This window comes from Adhaeribacter arboris (assembly GCF_003023845.1).
Classification (GTDB): Bacteria; Bacteroidota; Bacteroidia; order Cytophagales; family Hymenobacteraceae; genus Adhaeribacter; species Adhaeribacter arboris.
In genome coordinates, this window is the sequence record NZ_PYFT01000001.1 from 6,610,035 (window position 1) to 6,634,789 (window position 24,755).

Genomic DNA, 24,755 nt, shown 5'->3' on the forward strand with positions numbered 1-24,755 from the left:
GAAAAATTTAAATTTTCACCTGCTAAGTAATTGTATTCTTTATGTAATAGCTAGGTAAGCTTTAGCTGAGCTAATACTACTAAGTTGAATTTACTAAAATAGAGCTTAAGTAATTATTAATTGCTTCCGTGAAGCCGGTTCCCATCTTCAGGCGAAAGTGCGGATGCGGATTGAGTAGTAGCCTGTTTGCCTCCTGGCCGGCGGGCCTCGATTGGCTCTTCCGGACGGTTTAGCGAACCTTGGCTCACGCCGTTGCGCCATGCTGCTCCGCAGCACCGGAACGCTGAAAGGTCCTCCACAGCCAAACTGCTGTCCATTATTCTTGGCTACCTAATTCTATAGATTTAAGGTAATAAATTAGTAATTACGTCTTATTTATTTAATAAGCACTTTGACGATTTAGTTTAAACTAGGGATTATACTAGTCTACGGATTGTCACCATTTTATTAGTTGAACAACGAACAACTACTTATATGCTCTAACCTACAACAGAAAGCCCTTCTGTTACACCAGAAGGGCTTTGTTTTTCATAGTTTTATTCTAATGTCTACTATCTTGATACTAGTGTCTTTTCACTTAATTTCCACCGGCTCGGTTTAATTCTTCCAGGTTGGTATTACGTTTTTTGGCTTCAAACTTTTCACCTTTGTTAAAATTATAACGAAGGTTCAGGCGCAGGCTGCGTTGCGCAAAATACTGGTCAATCTCGTTTACATTACCGTTTACATTGGCTGCTCCGGTAAAACGGCGGGTCCGGAAAATATCGGTTACGTTGGCAGATACTTCTAATTTTTTATCCAGGAAAGACCGTTTTAAACCGGCATCTACGGCCCAGCTTTGTTTAATTTGGTATGCCGCATAAACCCGGGGACCGCGGTAATCTAAGTTTACTTCTAAGCGCCAATCCTGGGGCAACTGAATATTATTCGAGGACTGCCCATATAAGAAAAACTGTTCGTTCCGGATAAGGGGGCCTTGTTCTGGAATGGCCAGTGCGTAACTCTGATAGCCTACGGTTATGTTATTATTCATATCCCACTTGGGCGTAATTTTAATGGGAGCTACCAAAGCTGCATTTATATCTTTAAACTGGTCACCGTTGCGTTGCTGAAATACCATGGTATTGTTTTGATTGTTTTGTACGGGTACTTCGGCCATAAAATCTTGCGTAACCGCGTAGCCAATGCTAAGCGAGTAGGTGTCTTTTAACGATTGTGTAACCTGAAACGAGTGCGTATACTGGGGCCGTAAATACGGGTTGCCTTGAGCCGATGTATAAGGATCGATATAAAACACAAAGGGGTTTAGATTGCCGTAGTAAGGCCGGTTAATGCGGCGACTGTAATTATACGTTACTTTGTAATTTTTATTTACCTGCTGCATCAGAAATACGCTCGGGAACAAATTGAGGTAATTGCGGCTGTTTACGGAGTCTTTTGTAATGGATTTACCTTCGGAAATTGTTTTTTCGGCGCGTAAACCACCTTGTACTTTCCACTTTTCGCCTAAACTGGTGCTAATATTGGCGTAGGCCGCGTAAATATTTTCCTGATAAATGAATTGGTTACTCCGGGTATAATCTTTTATTTCTTGCTGGTCAACCACTTGGATAAAGCGTAAATCATTATCAGATACTACGTGGCTGGCCTTTGCTCCAACTTCTATTTTGGTTTTTTTAGTAAAAGGTTTGGTATAATCTACTTTAGCGGAATAAATGTTAAAACTACTGGGATTATCGTTGGCTAAATCTACGAGGCTATCCGGCCGGGGCTCATTTAAATAGTTAAATTGGTTCGCGTAAGTAGCTTCGTCGTGGGCGTATATCCGGACGAAATCTAAATCGGCGGCTAAGGTGGTGCCCAAGGTATCTAATTTGCCGAGATAATGCGCGTTAATCGTGCCGTTTGCAAACTTGCCCTGAACCAAATTATTCGTGAATACCCGCTTATTATCCTGCGCCAGCGGATGGAACTCGCTCAAATCGGAGTGGAAATTGGTATTCATATCCTGGTAATAAATGTTTGCCATCACGCCGATGCTGTGTTTTTCATTTAAGTCGTAATCGGTACCCAGGCGCATAGAAGGTGCCTGCCGAATGCCTTTTTCTTTAGCGGTTTGTTTAAATTGAGTGCTACTTTCAGGGGTATTAAATTCCCGGTACAGATGGGCATCCCGGATAAAGATGCGACGGGCAAAATCGGCATTTACAAACGAGTTCCATTTGCCTTTTTTCGCGTTCAGGTTACCCCCCATGGAGTAAGCGTGCCAATTATTGTATTGATATCCCCCGTAAATACTGCCGTTTATGCCGCTCAAGGTATTCTTTTTTAAATTTATGTTGATAATTCCGGCCGTACCTTCGGCATCGTACTTGGCCGATGGATTAGTAATCAATTCCAAGTCTTTTAAGTTTTCCGCGGCCATGCCTTGCAACAGGGTTTGCAGCTCTTTCCCCGATAAATACGTTAGTTTTCCGTCAATCATTATCCGGACCCCAGATTTGCCATTTAACTGAATGTTGCCGTCCTGGTCCACAAATACGCCCGGGGATTTTAACAATACTTCGTAGGCCGTGTTGCCCGAAGAAAGAGCAGTTCCTTCTACGCTTACTACCATTTTATCCGGGTGATTCGTAATGGTAGGCCGTAACGCTTGGATCTTTACTTCTTTTAAAATTTTTGTATCTTCTTTCAAAACAAGTACACCAAAGTCTTTGGCGGGAGCCCCGTTGGAAAGTTCAAAAGGCGTTTCGGGGAGCGTGTACCCTATGGCGCTTATTCGTAATAAATATTGTCCGGCTACAGGAGCTTTAATTTTAAAGATGCCGTCCGCTTCCGAAATTCCACCCGTAATTACTGCCTTATTAGCTACTTGCACCACAGCTACTGTCGCGTAACCGATAGCAATGCCCTTTTCATCTTTTAAAGAGCCGGTTAGCTGGTTAGTAGTTTGCGCTATTACCGGTGGACGGCCAATAATTATTATTCCTATTGTTAGTAATAACAGTTTGAATACTTCTTTCATGGTTTTAGTAAATAAGGTAGTTAAAAATTTATCGCTTCAGCTTCATTTTCTGATTAGGGTGGCCTTTCATTCGGGAAACCCAGGTGGAAGAACAGCACAAATATAACATAAGGTACTATGTAAAGCAAGGTACTAAGTAAGAAATAGTATTATATACTTTTGTAAAGTGGCTTAACAGATTCCTTTCGAGGTTTTTCTTTCAAAATTTTTTTAATTGATCAATCATTCAGTAGAAATAAATAAGAATACTGGCAAAAATAAGAGGGTGGCGGCGGCTATAATAATAGCATTAGGTACTCAATTTTTAAAGAATGGTGGAGTAGGAGTTAAAACAGAACTAACCCTAAACAAAGCTGATAGTAAAGCTGTTGTATAAAAAAGTTAGCAATAGAAGATGTGCTTTAAATATTGATTCTTGGTAAAGTTAAATTTCTAAATAATTAAATCCTGTTAATTCTTCTTTATTCTAATTTTTTTAGAACCTAGTTGTTAATTTAATCCACTATTTATAAATTAGTAATTCACAATTTTATTAGGTTTAGTATATTCGAATAAGGTTACATTTATACATGACGGCACTCCCCAACAACCCTACCCACTTATTGGAAATTGAAGAAAACTTACGAGTACAAGAGTTAAATAAGTATAATATCCTGGATACCCCGGAAGAAGAAAAGTTTGATCATCTAGTAACTTTAGCTTCTTTTATATGTGGTACTCCTATTTCGCTGATTAGCCTGATCACGCATAACCGGCAATGGTTTAAGGCCAAAATGGGAATTAAAGAAACCGAAACTCCCCGTGAACTATCCTTTTGCCAATACGTTATTCAAAGCGACGATATCCTGGAAATACCCGATACCTTAGGCGATATCCGGTTTTATAGTAACCCGTATGTTACCGGCAATCCAAAAATTCGCTTTTATGCGGGGGCTCCCTTAGTTACCAGTAATGGGTATAGATTAGGCACTTTGTGCGTTATCGACACCGAACCCCGCGAATTATCCGAAGCTCAGAAAATGGCTCTGGCAACTTTATCGGAGCAGGTAGTGGCTCATTTAGAATTAAGACGCAAACAGCAAGAAGTGGAGCAAGAAAAACAACAGCTAAAGGTGGTTAATCAAAAGCTGGATGCGTTAATGACTTTTGTAAATAAACAGTTACCGGAATCGATTCACGACCTGCAAAAAGCAGCGGAGCAACTCTCCTCAAATGTTTCTATTAATAACTGCTTAGAGTCGGAGAGTGTAAGGTTAGTAAAAGAGAATATCTCTCATCTCCAGGATATATTAGCTAAAATTAAGAAAGATTAATTGCCGAGAATTAAGCTGCCCAACTAGCTATCTGTATTTTTCGAACGTAAATCCTTTGAAACAACAGAAAATAATTGGTAACATAGAAGAAAGTGGCTGTTGATAGCTTGCCAGACAAAATATTTTCATTAACGCACAACCTTTCTCCCGGAAACCGGCTAAAAGCTTCGAAAGCCATTGTAAAAGCGCAACGCCATGAATCATTTATTTAGTCCGCTCCAGATAAAATCACTTTCTTTTAAAAACCGGATCGTGGTATCTCCCATGTGCCAATATTCCAGCGTGGATGGATTTGCCAACGATTGGCATTTGGTACATTTAGGAAGCCGGGCGGTGGGCGGTGCCGCCTTAGTAATGGCCGAAGCCACCGCGGTTAACCCGGAAGGACGCATAACTCCGCATGATCTCGGAATTTGGAAAGAAGAACACATTAAATTTCTGCAGCGCATTACTTCCTTTATCCACCAACAGGGAGCAGTACCCGGTATTCAGTTAGCGCACGCTGGCCGGAAAGCGAGTAAAAGTTCTCCCTGGACGGGCAATAAACACTTACTACCGGCCGAAGGTGGTTGGGAAAACGTAATGGCACCCAGTCCGGTACCGATAAATCCGGAAACTCCGGCGCCGGTGGAACTTACTTTAGACCAGATTCGGAAAGTTATCGCAGATTTTAAGGCCGCCGCCAGCCGGGCTTTAACGGCCGGTTTTAAAGTAATGGAAATTCACGGGGCGCACGGTTATTTATTGCACGAATTTGTTTCGCCGCTGACCAACCAACGCACCGATAAATACGGCGGCTCCTTCGAGAATCGAACCCGGCTTATGCGGGAAGTAGTACAAGCGGTGCAAGAAGTCTGGCCCGCCGATTTGCCGTTGTTTGTGCGGCTTTCCACTACCGATTGGGTACCCGACGAGAACTCCTGGAAACTGGAAGATTCCGTAGAACTGTCCCGGCAATTAAAAGCTTTAAAAGTTGATTTAATTGATTGTTCCTCGGGCGGCAATGTGCCGGTGCAGCAAATAAAACCTGGCCCGGGTTATCAAACGCCCTTCTCCCAGGCTATTCGGGAACAAACGGGAATTTTGACCGGCGCGGTAGGTTTAATTACTTCCTCCTGGCAAGCCGATCATATTATCCGAACGGGTCAGGCCGATATGATTTTTATGGCGCGGGAATTCTTACGCGATCCTTATTTTGGTTTAACGGCTTCTTCAGAATTACATCAGCCAATAACCTGGCCGGTACAATACGAACGTGCCAAACCCCGCTAAAAAAGCACGATTCACTTATTAAAATTATTTTTAATTTTTAGAGTAACCGAGCAACTGAATTCCGATCTGAGTTTTAAATTAACTTTAAACGTAAAAGAAGTACGAGCAGCGTTTACCGAACCTGCGCTTTAAATACTTCGGCGTAATGGTCGGCGAGGCGGGTAGGTTCCGGAAGTTTATGTTTTCGGGTGGTTGCCAGGGCAATTTTTGTAGCCGTTTCCAGATCGAGTAAATGGCCCGGAGAGGCAAAAACTGGTTTTACTTTTTCCTTGGTCCGGATGGCATTAGCAATGTGCTCGTTCCGGTGCAGGACTGGACTTATGGAACCTTGCTCCGGACCGGGCATCTCGAACTTACCTACTAAAATTTCTTTAGCTAAACCCATAGTTGGCTTTTGTAGATGAACACCCAAATGGCTGGCAATACCCATTCGCCGCGGGTGCGAAATACCGTGTCCATCTACCATAATTAAATCAGGTTTTTGCGTTAGCTTTTTGTAAGCTTCGAGTAAGTTAGGTGCTTCCCGGAAAGCTAAAAAACCTGGCACATACGGCAATTCTATTGTTCCGTAATGCCACACTTTTTCTAAAATTTCCAGGTCTGGATAACTCAATAATACAAAAACCGACAAAATATTTTCCCCTATAAAAGAGGAATCGCAGCCCGCAATAACTTTTAAAGTAAAGTCTGGCTTTTGCAGCACGACCTGCTTTTGTAATTCGTTCTGGCGAGCAGTTAACGATTTAATTAATTCCGAATCAACGGGTGGATGGTTGTAGTAAGCCATAGGTAATTGTTTTACCTGCTTTACGTAATTTACCTCGTCCGGATTTTTTTGTAAATGCGAATAGCCAACATCAGAATAACAGCAAAAAGAACTAATCCGGCCACGCCCCACAAAAAGCGAAGGCTGTTTTTTACTACTACCAAAAATACAATACTTACCAGGAAAAGAGTGGCTACTTCGTTCCAAATGCGGAGCTGGGTGGAGCTTTGTTTTACCAGGCCGCTTTGGTGTTGTTTAAATATCTTATGGCAGCTTAAATGGTACAGAAATAAGCCTAGCACAAAGCCTAATTTTACCACTAGCCAGTTGGGCAGACTCCCGTATAAGTAAAGCATCCAAGAACCAAAAATAAGAGTGAGAATTGCCGAGGGCCAAGTAATACCGTACCAAAGCCGCTTTTGCATGAGCTTTAATTGGTTTTGCAGAATAGTTTTTTCCGGTTCAAGTTTTTCAGCAGCTTCGGCGAAATAAATAAACAAACGCACAATGTAAAACAAACCGGCGAACCAGGTAACCACAAAAATGATGTGCAGCGATTTAACGTATAAATAAGTCACGAAGTAAAATTAATGGGCCTCAAATTACGCATAAACGAAACGAATACCCAAACCACTTGCTGCTCTAATTCCTTAAAGAAACCGGCAAAGTAAAATTAGCCAAGTAAGCTTACTATTAAATTTTATAATCTATATGCGCGTGTGCAACCTTTTGCGAACGCAAAGAATCTCCCTGGTGAACTATGAAACATAAATTCCTTGAACGATGCGCCGTACTATCACTATCACCCAATTAACCCTATCCATTTTTTTAAGTTTACTTTTTTTCTCTGCCTGTAACACCGACAATGGTGTTGATCCAGCTCCAGCTCCGGCTCCGGATACCTTTGTTGTGGTATTATCAAAAGTTATTTTTGCCGGGTCTGATACTATTAGGTACCAATACAATGCGCAAAAACTTTTGGTAAAAGCGCGTTACTCCGCCGAACGTACCCCAACAGCTAACCGGTACTACCGAGAGTATGCGTACGACGGTATTGGTCGCTTAACGAAAAGCCATTTTAAGTTAATAAACGGGAACGAGTTGAGCTATCTTACTTACACCTATACCAACGACCGGCTCACTAAAATTTCCTATTACAACCGGCCCCAACCACAAGAGGAGTTCAAACACGAATACGATAATGTGCTAGAATACAACAATCAAAACCGGATAACCAAATTAATAACCTATCATCCCGAATTACCTATTACCGTTCATCGGTACACGGAGTACACCTACGACGCTACTGGTAACGTAATTAAATTAATGGATTACGTAAACAGCGAATCCGGTCCTGTTAACGATTATACCGTGGAGTATACCTACGATACTAAATATAATCCTTACCAGAACGCAATACAAATAGGTATTGGGGCCGAAATACTTTCAAATAATAATATTCTTCAGCAAAAAGAAAGTTATCCTTTATCGGGCCAAACTAAAATTACTACGCATACTTATACCTACAACGAACTTGGCTTGCCGGTGAAAGACACTCGCAAGAGCGATACCACTACTCTAGAAGTTGTAAATGAATACAAGTACTTGTAAAAATAAATTCTGTTGGTAAAATCAGCAGCCTCTACCCAACCGTAGAGGCTTTTTGTTGATGGGAATAATTGAAAAACTTCCGAGAGGAGAATATAAACTTCAATAGGTTATACCAAATAGTAAAAAGTAGCTGCCCTAGAAAGAGCAGTTACTGCTTTCTCAGCCTCTCTTTGAAGACTTAAAAAGGCTCCAAAGAAAAGCCGTCGTAATCGCGATAAGACTCTGTATGGCACCTTCTATTTATTAACCGGTATTAATACCCAATTGAAGTTTATAACAGGCTTCAATAAAATAATAATTTAGTGAATCAAGCAGTTTTCTGTGATTTAGACCATTTTTTCTTCTGCGTTTTTATGGATAGGCGAGTAGACAGAGTAAAGCTATATAATCTGACTTCGCCTATATCAAAAAGACTATTATATTTGCGGATTAAAGCAAAAAACAAGCTTTAAGATTTCAGAAACGATTCCATTTAAATTTTTAAGTAGCACGTATAATCCGTATTCACCTTGTTGAGTGGTACTATCAATTAAACCATAAGAAAGAATGACAACAAAAACAGCGAAGATTGTTTACACCATAACGGATGAAGCCCCGGCTTTAGCAACTTATTCTTTTTTGCCCATTGTACAAGCTTTTACAAAAGCTGCCGACATTGCTATTGAAACCAGGGACATTTCGCTTGCTGGCCGCATTCTGGCCACTTTCCCGGATAATTTAACGGAAGAACAAAAACAAAACGACGACTTGGCTTATTTAGGCGATTTAGCGAAAACCCCCGAAGCCAACATTATCAAACTGCCCAATATCAGCGCTTCCGTTCCGCAGTTAACGGCCGCCATTCAAGAATTACAATCACAAGGCTACCATATACCTGACTACCCGGCTGAAGCGCAAACGGATGCCGAAAAAGAAATAAAAAGCCGGTATGCTAAAATCTTGGGTAGTGCCGTAAATCCGGTTTTAAGAGAGGGTAACTCTGACCGCCGCGTGGCTGATCCCGTAAAACAATACGCTAAAAAACACCCACATTCGATGGGTTCCTGGTCCCCGGACACCAAATCGCATGTAGCGCACATGGACGGTGGTGATTTTTACGGCAGCGAGCAATCGGTAACTCTGGAGCAGGCCGGTGAAGTAAAGATTGAATTTGCGGGAACAAACGGGGCAACTACTACCCTTAAAGAAAATGTAAAGCTGAAAGAAGGCGAAGTAATTGATGCTTCGGTTATGAGCAAGAAAGCGCTCCGCGATTTTTTTGAAAAACAAATTGCCGATGCTAAAGCGCAAGGGGTACTTTTGTCTTTGCACCTGAAAGCTACCATGATGAAAGTATCGGACCCGATTATGTTTGGGCACGCGGTTTCCATTTTCTTTAAAGATTTATTCGAGAAACACGCCGTCGCTTTTGAGCAAATTGGGGTTGATCCGAATAATGGTTTTGGTGATGTTTTAGCTAAAATCCAAAGTTTACCTGAGGAACAAAGAACCCAGATTGAGGCTGATATCAAAGCAGTTTACCAAGCTCAACCGCAATTAGCCATGGTAGATTCGGCTAAAGGAATTACTAATTTAAACGTGCCGAATGATGTAATTATTGATGCTTCCATGCCGGCCGCTATTCGTACTTCCGGTAAAATGTGGGGACCAGATGGCCAATTACACGATACCAAATACATGATTCCGGACCGTAGCTACGCCGGTATTTATCAGGAAGTAATTGATTTCTGTAAAAAGAACGGAGCTTTTGATCCCAGCACCATGGGTACCGTACCGAATATTGGTTTAATGGCCCAGAAAGCCGAAGAATACGGCTCTCACGACAAAACCTTCCAGATTGCGGAAAGTGGTACGGTTCGGGTGGTGGATGCTTCGGGTAATACTTTAATGGAACATAAGGTAGAAGAAGGCGATATCTGGAGAATGTGCCAAACCAAAGATTTACCGATTCAGGATTGGGTGAAACTAGCCGTAACCCGGGCCAAAATTACCAACACCCCAGCCATATTCTGGTTAGATAAAAACCGGCCCCATGACGCCAACCTGATTAAAAAAGTAGAGCGTTACTTGCAGGATCACGATACGGCCGGTTTAGAAGTTAAAATTATGACGCCGGTAGAGGCCATGCGTTATACCTGCGAGCGGGCCAAAGCGGGTCAGGATACCATTTCGGTAACAGGTAATGTGCTGCGCGACTACTTAACCGATTTATTTCCGATTCTGGAACTGGGCACCAGTGCTAAAATGCTGTCGATTGTACCGCTTTTAGATGGAGGCGGATTGTTCGAAACGGGCGCCGGGGGATCGGCCCCGAAACACGTGCAGCAGTTTACGGAAGAAAATTACTTGAGATGGGATTCTTTAGGGGAGTTTTTAGCTTTGGGTGTTTCTTTGGAAGACCTGGCCTATAAAACGAATAATGCCAAAGCGCAGGTATTAGCCGAAGCTCTGAACCAGGCGAATGGCAAATTTCTGGAAAACGATAAATCACCGGCGCGTAAAGTTGGGGGAATAGATAACCGGGGCAGTCATTTTTACCTGGCTTTATACTGGGCCCAAGCCATGGCCGAACAAACCAAAGACCAGGAATTGCAAGCTAAATTCTCGTCTTTGGCTAAAGAACTAACCGAAAACGAAGCTAAAATTGTAGAAGAGCAGATTGCCGCGCAAGGTAAACCAGTTGATTTAGGCGGCTACTACCATCCGGATGCAGAAAAAGTAGAAGAAGCCATGCGCCCTAGTGCTACTTTAAATGCCACATTAACTAATTTTTAAGATTAAAATAGTTTAAAACAAAAAGACGGTTGAAGAATAACCTTATGGCGCGGAAGTTACTTCCGTGCTATAGGAGTAAAACAAAAAGGCGGTTGGAGAGTAAGTCTCCAACCGCCTTTTTGTTTTTTATTGTTGGATAAGTAGTTTTCTGAATTAAAAGTAATCTTCAGGGATTTAAATAAAATTCTGCCCTTTTTTATTCTTGGCATCGGCCAGAAAATCTTTTACCCGTTGCTCATCTTTCTTCGGACAAATCATGAGTACGTTATCGTATTCGGCAATAATAAAATCGTGTAAACCATCTACTACTACCAGGCGTTCCTGAGGGGTTTTAACAATGCAATTGGTCGTATCGTAGAGCATTACTTCCCCGTCAATTACATTACCCTGCGAGTCCTTATCGCCAATGGCGTACAGCGAGTTCCAGGTGCCTAAATCCGACCAGCCAAAATTACTGGGGAGCATGTACACGTTACTTGCTTTTTCCATAATGCCGTAGTCAATCGAAATATTGCGGCAATGCGAATAAGCCCGGTTGATAAAAGCATTTTCTTCCGGGGTATTAAACACCGGAATACCTTCATCGAAGATTTCGGTTATTTCCGGTAAAAATTCGTGGAAAGCCCGCATAATGCTTTGCACGTTCCAGATAAAAATGCCGGCATTCCACACAAAATCCCCACTTTCCAGAAAAACCTTCGCAATTTCCAGGTTAGGCTTTTCGGTAAAGGTTTTTACTTTTTTCAATTCATTCCCGTCTTCCAGGTATTGAATATAACCGTAATTGGTATCGGGCCGGCTAGGGGTTATGCCTAAGGTAATCAGAATATCCGATTTTGCTGCTTCGTCTAAAGCATACTTAATGGTGTTTACAAAGGCTACTTGGTTTAAAATAACGTGGTCGGCGGGAGCCACTACAATATTCGCCTTGTAGTTAAGTTGTTTTATTTTATAGGTGGCGTAAGCAATGGCCGGAGCGGTATTACGGCCAATTGGTTCGCACAAAATCTGGTCGTCTCTTAAAAAAGAAATTTGTTGTTTCACCAACCCGCGGTAGTCGGCGTTAGTAACAATAAAAATATTTTCCGGCGGACAAATTTCTTCAAATCGTTTAACTGTGGTCTGCAGCATGGATTCACCCACCCCTAACACATCATGAAATTGCTTTGGATTACTTACTCGGCTGAATGGCCAGAATCGGGTTCCAATTCCACCAGCCATTATAATAACATAGGTCGACTGCATCATAAATTAAACTAAACCTTCTTTCAAGAGGTCGTGTAAGTGAATGAATCCAGCAAAAATACTGGATTTTGTGACAATTAGCTGCGTAATGTTTTTTTTCTGCATCAAGGCCAAGGCCGCCGTGGCGTATTCCTCTTCGTCGATAGTTAATGGGTTACGGGTCATAATATCCACTGCCTTAATGTTTTGCAACGATTCATAATTGGTGAGCATGCGCCGTAAATCGCCGTCGGTAATAATGCCGGTTAAATTATTGGTTTCCGGCGCTAGTACTGCTGTAGCTCCTAAACGCTTCGACGAAATTTGAATGATAATTTCTTTTAAAGAAGCATTTTCGCTTACTTGAGGTACTGCGTGCTGTTGGTAAATATCGCATACTTTTAAATATAATTGCTTGCCCAACGAGCCGCCCGGATGCAGTTCGGCAAAATCGCGGGTGCCGAAATTTCGTACTTCCAACAAGCACACGGCCAGCGCATCGCCGAGCGCCAAAGCGGCGGTTGTACTGGAAGTAGGGGCCAAATTATGCGGGCAAGCTTCTTTTTCGACCGTAGCGTTTAAAACAAAATCGGCATTCTGGGCTAAGTAAGAATTGATGTTACCCACCAAAGCGGCTATTTTTACTTCTTTGCGTTTTAACAAGGGAGTAAGTACTTTAATTTCGGGCGTATTCCCGCTTTTAGATAAACAGATAACAAAGTCATCGCGCTGAATCATACCTAAGTCCCCGTGAATAGCATCGGCGGCGTGCATAAATAAGGCGGGCGTTCCCGTTGAATTTAAAGTGGCTACTATTTTGGCCGCGATGTTGGCGCTTTTACCAATTCCGGTTACCACTACCCGGCCTTTTATATTTAATATGGCATTAACGCAATTTTCAAAATCAGAATTTACCAATTTTTTTAGACTTTGAATAGCATTTGCCTCGTCGTCTAAGACTTTTTTTGCGATAAGTTTAATATTTTTAACTATATTCAATTTAGATTTGTGTTAAATAGTAAGAGGATTTAAATTTATATACCGTTACAAGAAAATATACGATACATTAAACCATGTCAGTCACGCAAGAGGTCAGTTTGAAAAGCAAATTAAAGGAAGTTTTTGGGTTTAGCCAATTCAGAGGTAACCAGGAGGCTATTATTAATAATATCATTCGGGGTAATAATACCTTCGTGATTATGCCTACGGGAGCCGGAAAATCGCTCTGCTACCAACTACCGGCGCTTGTACTGGACGGAACCGCCATTGTTATTTCCCCTTTAATTGCCCTGATGAAAAATCAGGTTGATCAGCTGAACGCTTTCGGGGTAAATGCCCAGTTTCTGAACTCGACTTTGTCGAAGGCGGAAATGAACAAGGTGAAAAAGGAAACGATTAGCGGTCAGGTAAAATTATTATACGTAGCCCCCGAATCACTCACCAAAGAAGAAACTTTAGATTTTCTGCAAAAAGCCAAAATTTCGTTTGTGGCTATCGATGAGGCCCATTGTATTTCGGAATGGGGGCACGATTTCCGGCCGGAATACCGCAAAATCCGGGGCATAATCGATAATATCGGCAATTTGCCCATTATTGCGCTTACCGCCACCGCCACGCCCAAAGTACAATTAGATATTCAGAAAAACTTGCAGATGGACGATGCTTCGGTGTTTAAATCGTCGTTCAACCGCACTAATTTATATTACGAAGTTCGCCCCAAGCATAATACCAAAAAGCAACTTATTCAGTACGTTAAGAAACACAAAGGCAAAAGTGGTATAGTGTACTGTTTAAGCCGGAAAAAAGTGGAAGAAATTGCCGAGTTGCTGCGGGTAAACGATGTAAAAGCCTTGCCGTACCACGCCGGTTTAGATTCCAGCGTGCGCATGGCCAACCAAGATGCCTTCCTGAACGAAGATGCCGACGTAATTGTAGCTACCATTGCCTTCGGGATGGGAATTGATAAGCCGGATGTTCGTTTTGTAGTGCATTACGATACGCCCAAATCCATTGAGGGGTATTACCAGGAAACCGGTCGGGGTGGCCGCGATGGTCTGGAAGGCAATTGCCTCATGTTTTATTCTTACGACGATATTCTTAAGCTCGAAAAATTTAACAAAGACAAGCCCGTTACCGAACGCGATAATTCTAAATTATTGCTGCAGGAAATGGCGGCTTACGCCGATTCGGCGGTTTGCCGGCGCAAGCAATTGCTCCATTACTTTGGCGAAATCTACGAAAAAGATTGCCAGTTCTGCGATAACTGTTTGCACCCGAAAGAACGTTTCGAAGCGCAGGACGAAGTTTTAGTAGCTTTGCAAGCCGTGGTAAGCACCGAACAACGTTTCGGTATGGACCACATTGTGGATGTTTTACGGGGAACCAGCAACCAATACGTGGAAAGCTACGGCCACGACCAGTTGCCGCAATACGGCAAAGGCGCCGAGCGCGATGTGCAGTTCTGGAGTTCCTTATTGCGCCAGGTATTACTTTCGGGTTACCTGGAAAAAGATATTGATAATTTTGGCGTGGTAAAAATTACGGCCAAAGGCCTCAACTTTATTCAAAATCCTTACCCCATTAAGCTTACCAAAGACCACGACTTCGAACAGGAAGTTCAGCAGGAAGAAGAAAAAGAAGAAACCCAGTCTTCGGCCGGCCACGATACGGTATTGTTTGATTTACTCAAAGCGCTCCGGAAAAAAATGGCTAAAGAGTTAGATTTGCCGCCTTACGTACTCTTCCAGGATCCTTCGCTGAAAGAAATGGCTACTACCTACCCTACTACCAAAGAAGATTTGGCGCATATTTCCGGCGTGGGGATGGGAAAAGTGCAGAAATTCGGGAAACAGTTCTTGGATTTAATCAGTAAATACGTAGAGGATAACGACATTGTAACCGCCGCCGATGTAGTAGTAAAAACAACGGTTAATAAATCCAAGATTAAGATTTACATTATTCAGCAGATTGATAAAAAAATGGACCTGGAGGAAATTGCTTCGTCGAAGGATATTACCATGCAGGAACTCATCGAGGAAATTGAACATATCTGCTACTCCGGCACCAAGCTTAATTTAAATTACTACATCGATGGCGTGCTGGATAAAGAACGCCAAGAAGAAGTGTACGATTATTTTATGCAGGCTAATACTGATAATATTGGCGTAGCTTTAAAAGAACTCGGCACCGACGATTACACCGAAGAAGATATTCGTCTGATGCGCATTAAATTTTTGAGCGAATACGCTAATTAAAAATCGCGGATTCACGCAGATTAAAGGATTTTACAGATTATGCTAGTACGGGTTATTAAATAAGGTGCGTATATTCTGGGATCTATTTAGGATATAGTAAGAGAGGCTAACTAACTTAACCGGTTAGCCTCTCTTTTTTGTTTACGCAAATACAGCCTTATTCTAGAATCAAGCCGCGGAATTTGAGTAATCCGCGATGCAGAAAAGATAATCCGCGTGAATCCGGTAATCCGTGAAAATCTGCAATTCAAAAATAATCCGCGTAATCCGGGTCATCCGCGAAAATCCGTGATTGAATTTTAATATCTTCGCAACTTCGGTTAGGATACGGAAGAGGTAAAAAGTGGGAGAGGTTTTATTCTTTAATCGAACAGCTCAACTATTCAATAGTACATCATGAACATACTCATCATTGGTTCGGGCGGCAGAGAACACGCGCTGGCCTGGAAGCTGAAACAAAGCGAATACTGTGAACGCATTTTTGTGGCGCCAGGAAATGCCGGTACCGCCCAAATTGCTACTAACGTAGATATTTCTATTACTAACTTCGAGGAACTAGCCAAATTTGCCGATGATTTTAGTATTATGATGGTAGTAGTAGGGCAGGAAGCTGCTTTAGTGAATGGTATTCATGATTATTTTCAAGGCTTAGACTATTTAAAGCATATACTGGTAATTGGGCCGTGTAAAGCAGGAGCGCAGTTAGAGGGGAGTAAAGACTTCTCAAAGCGCTTTATGCAGCAATACAACATTCCCACGGCGCGGTACCAGACTTTCACCGCTGATTCTTTTGAGCAAGGCCTAACTTATTTACAAAGCCATTCGTATCCGGTTGTACTCAAAGCAGATGGTTTAGCTGCCGGCAAAGGAGTAGTCATCCCAAATTCTTACGAAGAAGCGGCTGCCGAACTGCAAGCCATGTTACAAGGGCAAAAATTTGGCGCTGCCAGTAGTAAAGTAGTTATTGAAGAATTTTTGCAGGGTATTGAAGTTTCAGTATTTATTTTAACCGATGGCAAGGAGTACGTGCTGTTGCCCGAAGCGAAAGATTACAAACGCATCGGCGAAGGCGATACCGGCTTAAATACCGGAGGGATGGGTGCGATTTCGCCGGTGCCTTTCGCTGATGAGGTCTTTATGGAAAAAGTGCGCACCCGCATTATTCAACCCACCTTACAAGGTTTGCAATCCGAAAATATTCCGTACAGTGGGTTTATTTTTATTGGGTTGATAAATGTAAACGGCGAACCTTACGTGATCGAGTACAATGTGCGACTCGGCGATCCGGAAACGGAAGCCATTCTGCCCCGTATTCAATCCGATTTATTTGAACTGTTTAAAGCCCTGCACGACCATGACTTGCAAAATTTCCGGTTGGAAGTTGACCCACGCACCGCCGCTACTATTATGCTAGTAGCGGAAGGTTATCCGGGCAATTACCGGAAAGGCGATGAAATTTCTGGTTTAGATCAGCCCATTGAAGCCTTATTATTTCAGGCAGGCACTACTTTAACCGAAGATAAAAAAATCTTAACCAATGGGGGCCGGGTTTTGGCGGTAACCGGTTTAGGAAATACTATTCCGGAAGCGCTACAACAGGCTCGCCAAACCGCCGAAAAAATTACCTGGTTTGGTAGAAATTACCGCCGCGATATCGGCTTTGATTTGCAGTAGTTAGAATCTGAATCGCAGATTCACGCGGATTAAAAGATTGCGCAGATTATTTTAGAATTGGAGAGTTTTTGTAAAAGAAAAGAGGCTAACCATTCGGGTTAGCCTCTTTTCTTTTGTAGTTTCCTTGTTAAACAGGATAGGACTATCTTTTTAAATCCGCGTAATCTGCGAAAACCCGCAATTCTGATATTAGCAGTAATCTTCGAAAGCGCCTTTTAAATTATCCACGATCCGGATTAAGTCGTTGCCTTCGATGTGGTAACGCTCAATCATGTGCACCAACTCGCCATTTTTAAATAAAGCAATAGAAGGAGAAGAAGGAGGATAGGGCAACATGTGTTCACGGGCTTTAGCTACGGCTTCGCCTTCCATGCCGGCAAAAACGGTAACCAGTTTATCCGGACGCTTATCGCTGGAAGAAACGGCCATTTTTAGTGCCGGACGGGCTTTTGCCGCGGCACAACCGCAAACCGAATTTACTGCTACCAACACAGTACCTTCTTTTTCCGAAAGTACCTGGTCTACTTCTTCCGGAGTCATTAATTGCTCAAAACCAGCCGAAGTTAAATCTTCGCGGATTGGAGCCACCATATATTCAGGATACATTCCCATAATAAAAATTATTTATACAGTTAAAAAATTAATATACGTGCAAAAGTACAGAAACTTTAGCATAAGTTGTTAAAGTAAAAGTAGAGCTTATATCGACCATAACAATTTATTCTTCGCTAAGTTTCAAATTAAGCTATTACCGCTTATCTAAGATTTATTCTTCTTAACTTTTCTTCGTCGAAATATAAGCATGTTTCTGAGGTTTTATATTTAAATTCCAGGGCTAATTTGCTTTTGTACTTTGACTGATTTGTTCTAAATTTTTTTATTTTTTGTAATCCCTTTAACTTCCGGTAACCCATATATAAGCTGTTTCGCATGAAAGTAATACGAGCCGTTTTAAGCGTAGGTCTTGCTTTGGCCCTAATTATTGCTTTAAATACGTCCTTGGGAGTGGTGCCGCCCATAGGTAAATTCCTGAGTCCGTTTGTGGGATTCTGGCAAAATGCGGAAACGCGCGATAATCTAAAGGCCACTGAGCTGCCCATAACTGGCTTGCAAGCCCCAGTGCAGATTTTATATGACGAAAACCGCATACCTCATATTTTCGCCCAGAATAATTACGATATTTATTTTGCGCAGGGTTACGTAACAACAAAAGACCGCCTTTGGCAAATGGAATTTCAAACCCATGCGGCAGCCGGCCGAGTTTCCGAGATTATTGGTTCTAAAGCCATTGAATTTGATCGGTATCAGCGGCGGATGGGGATGGTGTACGGGGCGCAGCAATCGTTAAAAGCCATGCTCGCTGAGCCTCGCTCCCGGCAAATGCTCGAAGCTTTTACCGCCGGAGTTAACGCCTATATCGAACAGCTACGACCCAAAAATTATCCCCTGGAATATAAATTACTAAACTACGCTCCGGAACCCTGGACACCTTTAAAATGCACTTTGTTACTCAAACTAATGGCTTACGACCTATCCGGCCGCAGCGATGACTTGCGTATGACGAATATCCTGCGGAAATACGGGCCGGAGGTTACTAAAAATTTATTTCCGGATTACCCTTTCCGGGAAGATCCCATTATTCCGGCGAATACCCCCTTGGATTTTAAACCACTACCTATTCCGTCTGCACCCGCGTCATTTACCGCTCAATTAGCCGAGATTAAACGTCCGCAAGAACCAGATCCGGAGTTAGGTAGTAATAATTGGGCCGTTTCGGCAGAAAAATCCGCCACGGGATATCCCATTCTGGCGAACGATCCGCACCTGGAATTAAATTTACCATCCATTTGGTACCAGGTGCAACTAATAACCCCCGACATGAACGTGTATGGCGTGTCGTTGCCGGGAGCACCCAACGTAATAATTGGTTTTAACGAGCACATTGGCTGGGGAGTAACCAACGTGGATGCCGATGTAATGGACTGGTACCAGATAAAATTTAAAGATAAAACCCAGCAACAATACTGGCATGCCCACCAATGGAAACCCGTCCGGAAAGTTATAGAAGAAATTAAAATTAAAGGAGCGCCTACGGTGTTCGATACGGTTTCTTATACCCATCATGGTCCCATTGTTTACGACGCGGCGGAAAAAGTATTTAACCACCAAACGCCGGTAAAACACGCCATGCGCTGGATGGCGCATGACTCTTCGAACGAACTTTTAGCGTTTTACCTCTTAAATCGGGCGCACAATTACAACGATTACCGCCAGGCGCTTACCTATTATTCGGCCCCTGCCCAAAATTTTATTTACGCCGATGATGCCAAAAATATTGCTATCTGGCCTAACGGTAAATTCCCACTGAAGTGGCCGGAGCAAGGCAAGTTTATTTTGGATGGTACCGATCCGGCGTACGATTGGCAAGGCTGGATTCCGCAAAGTCATAACCCGCACGTAGAAAATCCGGCCCGTGGTTTTGTAAGTTCGGCTAACCAATTTTCGGCCGATCCGAAGCAATATCCTTACTACCTGAATTGGCAATTTGCGGCGGCGCAACGCGGCATCCGGATTAATCAACGCCTCGCGGAGATGCAAAAGGTTACTGTAGATAGCATGCGCCAGTTGCAAAATGATAACCTGAACCTGCAGGCGCAAACCATTCTGCCCGCTTTACTCACCGCCGTACAAAAAGAAAAACTCTCGACAACCCAACAACAAGCTTTGGCGGTACTATCTTCCTGGAATTACTTTAACGATGCTCCTCAAATCGCGCCCAGTATTTTTCAGGAATGGTTGCCTGTTCTGAATAAGGCTATTTGGGACGATGAATTTGGCAGTACAAAAAATAGGGAACTCCGCTATCCGAGCGCGGATCGCACCATGCAACTTATTTTAACGGAACCGCAAGCCCGCTGGTTCGATAACCAAAACACCCCGGCTAAAGAAACTTTGGGGCAATTAATTACTACTACTTTTCAGGCTGCCGTAGATTCTTTGCAACAGCATTATGGCTCCTTGGGTCCGAAATGGCAATGGGCTCAGGTAAAAAGTACCGATATTTTACACATGGCTAAATTGCCCGGCTTCGGCAAAACGGATTTAATTATTGGTGGTGGGGCTGGTATTGTAAACGCTACGGGCGCCCGGCGGGGTCCTTCGTGGCGCATGGTAGTAGCTCTGGGGCCAGAGGTGCAAGGGTACGGCGTTTACCCCGGCGGCCAGTCCGGTAACCCGGGCAGTTTTTACTACGACAATTTAATTGAAACCTGGCGCCAGGGTAAATTATTGAAACTGCCTTATCTTAAAACCGCCTCCGATCCGGCAGCTCAGCAGATGGTGTCCATAAGATTAGTAAAAAAGTAAACTAATTAATTTTATTTATATTATTCAGGTAGTAGCTACTAGGTTAACTTAGAACAACTGGTGTAGCTTTACTGAAAATCTTGGCAAAAGGTATTAATCAAAAATCATCATCTAAGTAGGAAGGGTAGCCTTCGCGAACGCAAAAGTATTCGGAGTAGATTTTTAATTTTTCGAGGTTTAAAGCGTTCGTAAAAGGTAATATTGGTAAGTAAAGGCGTTTAAAAAGTGCTTTCTTTTTAAGTAAAGAAAATCAGGTATTTTATTTCTGAAAGTTATAAGTTAAAAAATTCTGTTCCGCTATTGCGTACGTACAACCATACTACAAACAGCGCAAAAATTTAGATAAATGAAAAAAATAACCAGCCTATTTGTTTGGCTAGCGTTTAGTACGGCATTTGGTTTTTTAACGAGTTGCCAATCATCGGGCAAACAGGAAGAAAAAACGGAAGTGGCCACTACCGAAAAAGTAGAAGCAAAACAAACCCAGATTCAATCGGCGATTGATTCAATTCCGGCTATTCCGGATTCAGTAAAAACAGCCGAGGTAGTTCCGGCGAAAGTTTCGGCCCCATCCGCTAAGTTAGCGGCCCAGGAAACAACCTTAAAGAAAGCTAAGCCTCTCCGGAAAAAAAACGATTCTCCCGTTAAACCCAAAAAGCCGGTACTCGTACGGCCGCAACTACCCGTTAAACGCATGAATCTGAGATCGGAAGTAAGTTTTGCGGAAGGCATTCCGGAAGATTTAAAAAAACAAGTTACTACCGCGCACGGACTAACTTTAGATAAGCAAAAAACCTGGAAAGGCCAGCCGCTCGCCCGGTTTGAGCTCACCCCCGAAGATGTGCAGCAAGGAGTAGTGCGTTCCGAAATTTTATTAAAGCCTGATAACGAAGCAGAAGTAAAGTACGGCTGGGTAATGTATTTTCCGAAAGAATACTGGGAGCCTTCGGATGAATTTGATATTGTAATGCAGTTACACGGCTACGACGATAAAATTTTAGGCGAAAAAGCCCGTAATCCGCAGTTTGCTTTGCACGTGCATAAAGACCATTTAAAAGTTACCATTCACCACTCCGATTTACCGGTAAACACAAATAAAAACGATATGGATGAAAAGTTTGATCTGGGACCTCTACCCAAAGATAAATATTTGGAAATGGTTCTGGAAATAAAACATTCTTACGATCCGGACGGGTACGCCCGGTTGTTTATCAACGGTAAAAAAGTAATGGATTATAAAGGCGGTACTAGTTTTAATGATCTTCGCAAGTACCCTTACTTTAAAGCGGGTATTTACAACCGTAAAGTACAATTACCCCGCGTGGTGTATATTTCTAACATCCGGCACGGTAACTCAAAATCCAGCTATAAAGATGTAGCGCCTTAAATTTTACGGTTTCACTTTTAAATTAAGCAGCCGATTAATTTAAACGGCTGTTCGTTATTTCTCTAGTAAATTACCCATAGGAGCAAGTGTGCTTTTAAAGAGATTTTTATAGGTTCCAAATAATCCAACAGAATGGAATACGAACTTCGGTCTACCTGGAAAAAAACTTTTGAATTTAACTGGAAATTCGGTCTTTTTCTAATTCTAATTGTTTGTGTTCCGCGATTTATTTTGGTGCTTAATGCTAACGTTTCGGGTAATTACGGGGTAATAGGTTTGGTTATGTTGCTATCGGCACTGGCGCCATTTATTTTTTTAACGAAATCCGGACGCCTAAAAATTGGCATCACCAAACCCCAAAAATATTCCTGGCTAGTAATTGCTTTCATAGCGGGCTTAGTTTTTAGTTTCCTGCTTTACTTTTTAGGGGAAAGTTTGTTTTGCAACACTGTGGAAAATTGGTATGCCTACATCGGTAAATCGTATAATATTCCGAGCAACATGCCCTCTTCGGATAAAGCCATTTTATTTACTATTGTTGCCTTAACGGGTATGACTTTTAGCCCCATTGGCGAAGAATTATTCTTCCGGGGAATTGTTCACTCCAGTTTTGCCGAATCGATTGGTGATAAAAATGCTTCGGTGGTAGATAGTGCGGCCTTTGCCGTAGTGCATATTTCTCACTTCGGATTAGTATACCTCCACCAGCAATGGAAATTCTTATGGGTTCCGGCGTTGCTTTGGGTAATAAGTATGTTCCTGGTAAGTGTATTATTTTTCGCGTGTAGAAGAAATTCCGGTTCTATTTTAGGGGCTATTTTGTGTCATGCCGCCTTTAACTTGGGAATGATTTATTGTATATTTTATTTGTTGTAATTTTTTTAGAGAAGAAATAGTCCCACATTTAAAAGACCTATGTAGAGCCTGACTACATCTGATTGTATTATGAGAAGCGGAAATATCCTTTTAAATACTTTACAAAAGTTAACCAGAAAAAATCTTTTATCTAATTGCTGGCGTCAATTACTAAACCCTACTAGCAGGCAAAAAATACTCTTGGTTTTATTTTTTCTAAGTTCTTTAAGTCATTATTTTCCTCTACAAGCGCAACGATTATCCCGCGACCAGGCAGTTAATTTATTAACCAACCAAGTAGGGTACCAGCCTTCCTCTACCAAGACGGTCCAGACTAAAGGAACGGAAAAAAGAAGTTTTGAAGTAATAGAAGTTACCACTGGTCAGGTTGCCTATCAAGCTACGCTGATTCCGCGGCAGGGTGATTTTGGCGACTATCTTACCGCTGACTTCAGCAAGTTGGTAAAGGAAGGGCAATATTATTTGCGGTCCGATACGCTCCGGTCTTATCCTTTTAGTATTTCCCGCCAGGTGTATCAGCCCGAAATAGATAAGATCGTTCGTTATTTTTCTTTGCAGCGTTGCGGAGCTAGTACCACGGGTTACTTATCTCCCTGCCACATAGATGATGGAATTCGTTTTGATAATGGCCAGCACCAGGACGTTACCGGTGGGTGGCACGACGCGAGTGATTTACGAAAATGGGTTTCAGCTACTATTTACGGCGTGATGGGTTTAGCCCGAGCTTACCAATTGCAAGAACCCCAAAACCAGAAAGCTATTTTAGAGGAGTTGCGGTGGGGGAATCAGTATTTTTTAAAAATGCAGGAGCCGCAAGGCTACGTCATGGATTTTATTGGCGGCGATTTAAAAAAGCATTCTGATAACAACCGTTGGACCGATAATAAATTAGCCAACGGAACCGCGGCTATTAAGCTGGTAGAACCCAATGCCGGTACTTCGAAGCAGCTTATGCTGGTGGCCGGAAACCAAGACGACCGGATTATTCAAACCCAAGCCGTAGAAATATCGGCGCAGTATAACTTTATTACTGCCGAGGCCATGGTAGCGCGCATTACTCAAAAAACCGACCCGGCTTATGCCAAAAAATGCTTGGCAGCAGCGCAAAAGTGTTACGCGTGGTGCCTGAAATCTAACCGTGATACGACTGCTGCCAATATCGGTGCGGCCCTGCAGGCAGCTCTTGAAATGTACAAAACCACTAACCAGGTAATTTATCAAAAACGGGCAACGGAACTTGCGCAGCTATTAAAAAAAATACAAGCCACCAATCTTGCTAAAGGTGTGGCGGGCTTTTTCTACACTTCCTTATCCAGCCAGGAACCCGACAAAAATATTTGGACTGGCTGCCAGGCTTTTATTGGTTTAAGCGATTTAGTGCAGTTATTCCCAAAGGACAAAGACGCGCCTCTATGGAAAACCTTGATAAAAAATTATGCGGAAAATTATCTTTTGCTGCTCGCTCAGAAAAACAGTTTCGGCATTGTGCCCTGGGGTTTATACGAAAAGAAAGATCCCGGCGGAAGCCGAAAAGTCGGGGAGTATTGGTACCGCTACTTTATGGAGCCGCAACTGGAGTGGTGGGTGGGTATTAATTCTAATGTAGCTTCGGCGGGCATTGGACTTTTAAAAGCGGGTACTATTCTAAAAAACGACCAAATGAAGGCCGTCGCCCAAAAGCAACTGGACTGGATCTTGGGCGCCAATCCGTTCAACAGTTCTACCTTGGTAGGAGCAGGCTATAACCATCCGCCGCATTTCGGGGGTTCCTCTTTTCTGCCTAACACGCCCGTATTGCCCGGAGCCGTACTGAACGGTTTAGGTGGCGACCCAACCGATATGCCTGTAATTGGTAAAGGCGATTGGCAGATTTCTGAATACTGGACGCCCATGGTGGCTCATACCTTGTGGTTACTGGCGGAATTAGGAGCGGTTAAATAATAAACAGTTAAGCTAGTAACGCTTAAGTCAGGAGATTATATAGCAGCATTTCTTACTAGTGGCTTCCTGAAAATTGAATTTTAAAGGCAGTAGAAGCGAAGCAATATATATACTAAAAGCGTACCATTCAGGAAGTAAAAAGTAGCTTTCAAAACAAGGTCCTCTCTTTCTATATTTCTATAAACCTGACTTAATAGCTACAAACCTGGTTGATGGCAGCCCAAACTTTGGTAATTATTTGAAAATGAAGTGGTAATGCGGGAATATACCC

18 protein-coding genes are annotated in these 24,755 nt (G+C 42.6%); 11 read left to right on the forward strand and 7 right to left on the reverse strand.

The genetic code is table 11. From position 1 onward, the window contains the following. Window positions 1-116: 116 nt before the first annotated feature. Together AHMF7605_RS26770 and AHMF7605_RS26775 are read right to left on the reverse strand one after the other, a co-directional pair. Window positions 117-299 (reverse strand): hypothetical protein, encoded by a 183-nt coding sequence (locus tag AHMF7605_RS26770; RefSeq protein WP_146153683.1) that lies wholly within the window; start codon window positions 297-299, stop codon window positions 117-119. Between the two features lie 278 nt (window positions 300-577). Then, window positions 578-3,025, reverse strand: a complete 2,448-nt coding sequence (locus AHMF7605_RS26775; RefSeq protein WP_106933011.1) for an outer membrane beta-barrel family protein — start codon at window positions 3,023-3,025, stop codon at window positions 578-580. A 214-nt stretch (window positions 3,026-3,239) separates the two neighbouring features. Between AHMF7605_RS26775 and AHMF7605_RS29995 the strand changes: the two genes are divergently transcribed. From AHMF7605_RS29995 to AHMF7605_RS26785, 3 genes are all read left to right on the forward strand, one after another. Beyond that, a complete protein-coding gene (locus AHMF7605_RS29995; RefSeq protein ID WP_158267628.1) occupies window positions 3,240-3,401 on the forward strand; it encodes a hypothetical protein in 162 nt (53 codons plus the stop codon). A 193-nt stretch (window positions 3,402-3,594) separates the two neighbouring features. Further along, entirely contained in the window at window positions 3,595-4,338 is a 744-nt protein-coding gene (locus tag AHMF7605_RS26780) for a GAF domain-containing protein (protein ID WP_106933012.1), read from the forward strand. A 195-nt stretch (window positions 4,339-4,533) separates the two neighbouring features. Next, window positions 4,534-5,610: an NADH:flavin oxidoreductase/NADH oxidase gene (locus AHMF7605_RS26785; RefSeq protein WP_106933013.1), complete on the forward strand. Its 1,077-nt coding sequence runs from the start codon at window positions 4,534-4,536 to the stop codon at window positions 5,608-5,610. A gap of 112 nt (window positions 5,611-5,722) precedes the next feature. Here AHMF7605_RS26785 and AHMF7605_RS26790 read toward each other — a convergent pair whose 3' ends face one another. After that, complete coding sequence (locus tag AHMF7605_RS26790) at window positions 5,723-6,397, reverse strand: endonuclease V (RefSeq protein ID WP_106933014.1); 675 nt, start codon at window positions 6,395-6,397, stop codon at window positions 5,723-5,725. A gap of 29 nt (window positions 6,398-6,426) precedes the next feature. Continuing rightward, on the reverse strand, window positions 6,427-6,954 hold the full coding sequence (locus AHMF7605_RS26795) for a CopD family protein (protein WP_106933015.1): 528 nt from the start codon (window positions 6,952-6,954) through the stop codon (window positions 6,427-6,429). A gap of 205 nt (window positions 6,955-7,159) precedes the next feature. Between AHMF7605_RS26795 and AHMF7605_RS26800 the strand changes: the two genes are divergently transcribed. Next, a complete protein-coding gene (locus tag AHMF7605_RS26800) occupies window positions 7,160-7,987 on the forward strand; it encodes a hypothetical protein (RefSeq protein WP_106933016.1) in 828 nt (275 codons plus the stop codon). Between the two features lie 546 nt (window positions 7,988-8,533). Beyond that, on the forward strand, window positions 8,534-10,762 hold the full coding sequence (locus AHMF7605_RS26805) for an NADP-dependent isocitrate dehydrogenase (protein ID WP_106933017.1): 2,229 nt from the start codon (window positions 8,534-8,536) through the stop codon (window positions 10,760-10,762). Window positions 10,763-10,936: 174 nt separating this feature from the next. Here AHMF7605_RS26805 and AHMF7605_RS26810 read toward each other — a convergent pair whose 3' ends face one another. Both AHMF7605_RS26810 and AHMF7605_RS26815 read right to left on the reverse strand, forming a co-directional pair. Beyond that, entirely contained in the window at window positions 10,937-12,007 is a 1,071-nt protein-coding gene (locus AHMF7605_RS26810) for a mannose-1-phosphate guanylyltransferase (protein WP_199200369.1), read from the reverse strand. 6 nt (window positions 12,008-12,013) lie between these two features. Then, window positions 12,014-12,985 carry a KpsF/GutQ family sugar-phosphate isomerase gene (locus AHMF7605_RS26815; RefSeq protein ID WP_106933019.1) on the reverse strand — a complete coding sequence of 324 codons (972 nt, stop codon included), beginning with the start codon at window positions 12,983-12,985 and terminating at the stop codon, window positions 12,014-12,016. A 74-nt stretch (window positions 12,986-13,059) separates the two neighbouring features. Between AHMF7605_RS26815 and recQ the strand changes: the two genes are divergently transcribed. After that, the gene (recQ, locus tag AHMF7605_RS26820; protein ID WP_106933020.1) at window positions 13,060-15,240 is read left to right on the forward strand and encodes a DNA helicase RecQ; all 2,181 of its coding nucleotides are present in this window, start codon (window positions 13,060-13,062) and stop codon (window positions 15,238-15,240) included. A gap of 396 nt (window positions 15,241-15,636) precedes the next feature. Further along, a complete protein-coding gene (gene purD, locus AHMF7605_RS26825) occupies window positions 15,637-16,914 on the forward strand; it encodes a phosphoribosylamine--glycine ligase (RefSeq protein WP_106933021.1) in 1,278 nt (425 codons plus the stop codon). A gap of 189 nt (window positions 16,915-17,103) precedes the next feature. On the opposite strand, the gene AHMF7605_RS26830 is transcribed toward purD, so the two are convergent. After that, window positions 17,104-17,520 carry a BrxA/BrxB family bacilliredoxin gene (locus AHMF7605_RS26830; RefSeq protein WP_106933632.1) on the reverse strand — a complete coding sequence of 139 codons (417 nt, stop codon included), beginning with the start codon at window positions 17,518-17,520 and terminating at the stop codon, window positions 17,104-17,106. A 324-nt stretch (window positions 17,521-17,844) separates the two neighbouring features. On the opposite strand from AHMF7605_RS26830, the gene AHMF7605_RS26835 reads away from it, so the two are divergent. The 4 genes from AHMF7605_RS26835 to AHMF7605_RS26850 all read left to right on the forward strand — a co-directional run bounded on the left by AHMF7605_RS26835 (window position 17,845) and on the right by AHMF7605_RS26850 (window position 24,484). Continuing rightward, window positions 17,845-20,280 carry a penicillin acylase family protein gene (locus tag AHMF7605_RS26835; RefSeq protein WP_106933022.1) on the forward strand — a complete coding sequence of 812 codons (2,436 nt, stop codon included), beginning with the start codon at window positions 17,845-17,847 and terminating at the stop codon, window positions 20,278-20,280. 346 nt (window positions 20,281-20,626) lie between these two features. Next, a complete protein-coding gene (locus AHMF7605_RS26840) occupies window positions 20,627-21,667 on the forward strand; it encodes a polysaccharide lyase (RefSeq protein ID WP_106933023.1) in 1,041 nt (346 codons plus the stop codon). A 132-nt stretch (window positions 21,668-21,799) separates the two neighbouring features. Beyond that, on the forward strand, window positions 21,800-22,543 hold the full coding sequence (locus AHMF7605_RS26845; protein WP_106933024.1) for a CPBP family intramembrane glutamic endopeptidase: 744 nt from the start codon (window positions 21,800-21,802) through the stop codon (window positions 22,541-22,543). A gap of 180 nt (window positions 22,544-22,723) precedes the next feature. After that, window positions 22,724-24,484, forward strand: coding sequence for a glycoside hydrolase family 9 protein (locus AHMF7605_RS26850; RefSeq protein ID WP_158267629.1), 1,761 nt, complete (start codon window positions 22,724-22,726; stop codon window positions 24,482-24,484). Window positions 24,485-24,755 lie beyond the last annotated feature (271 nt).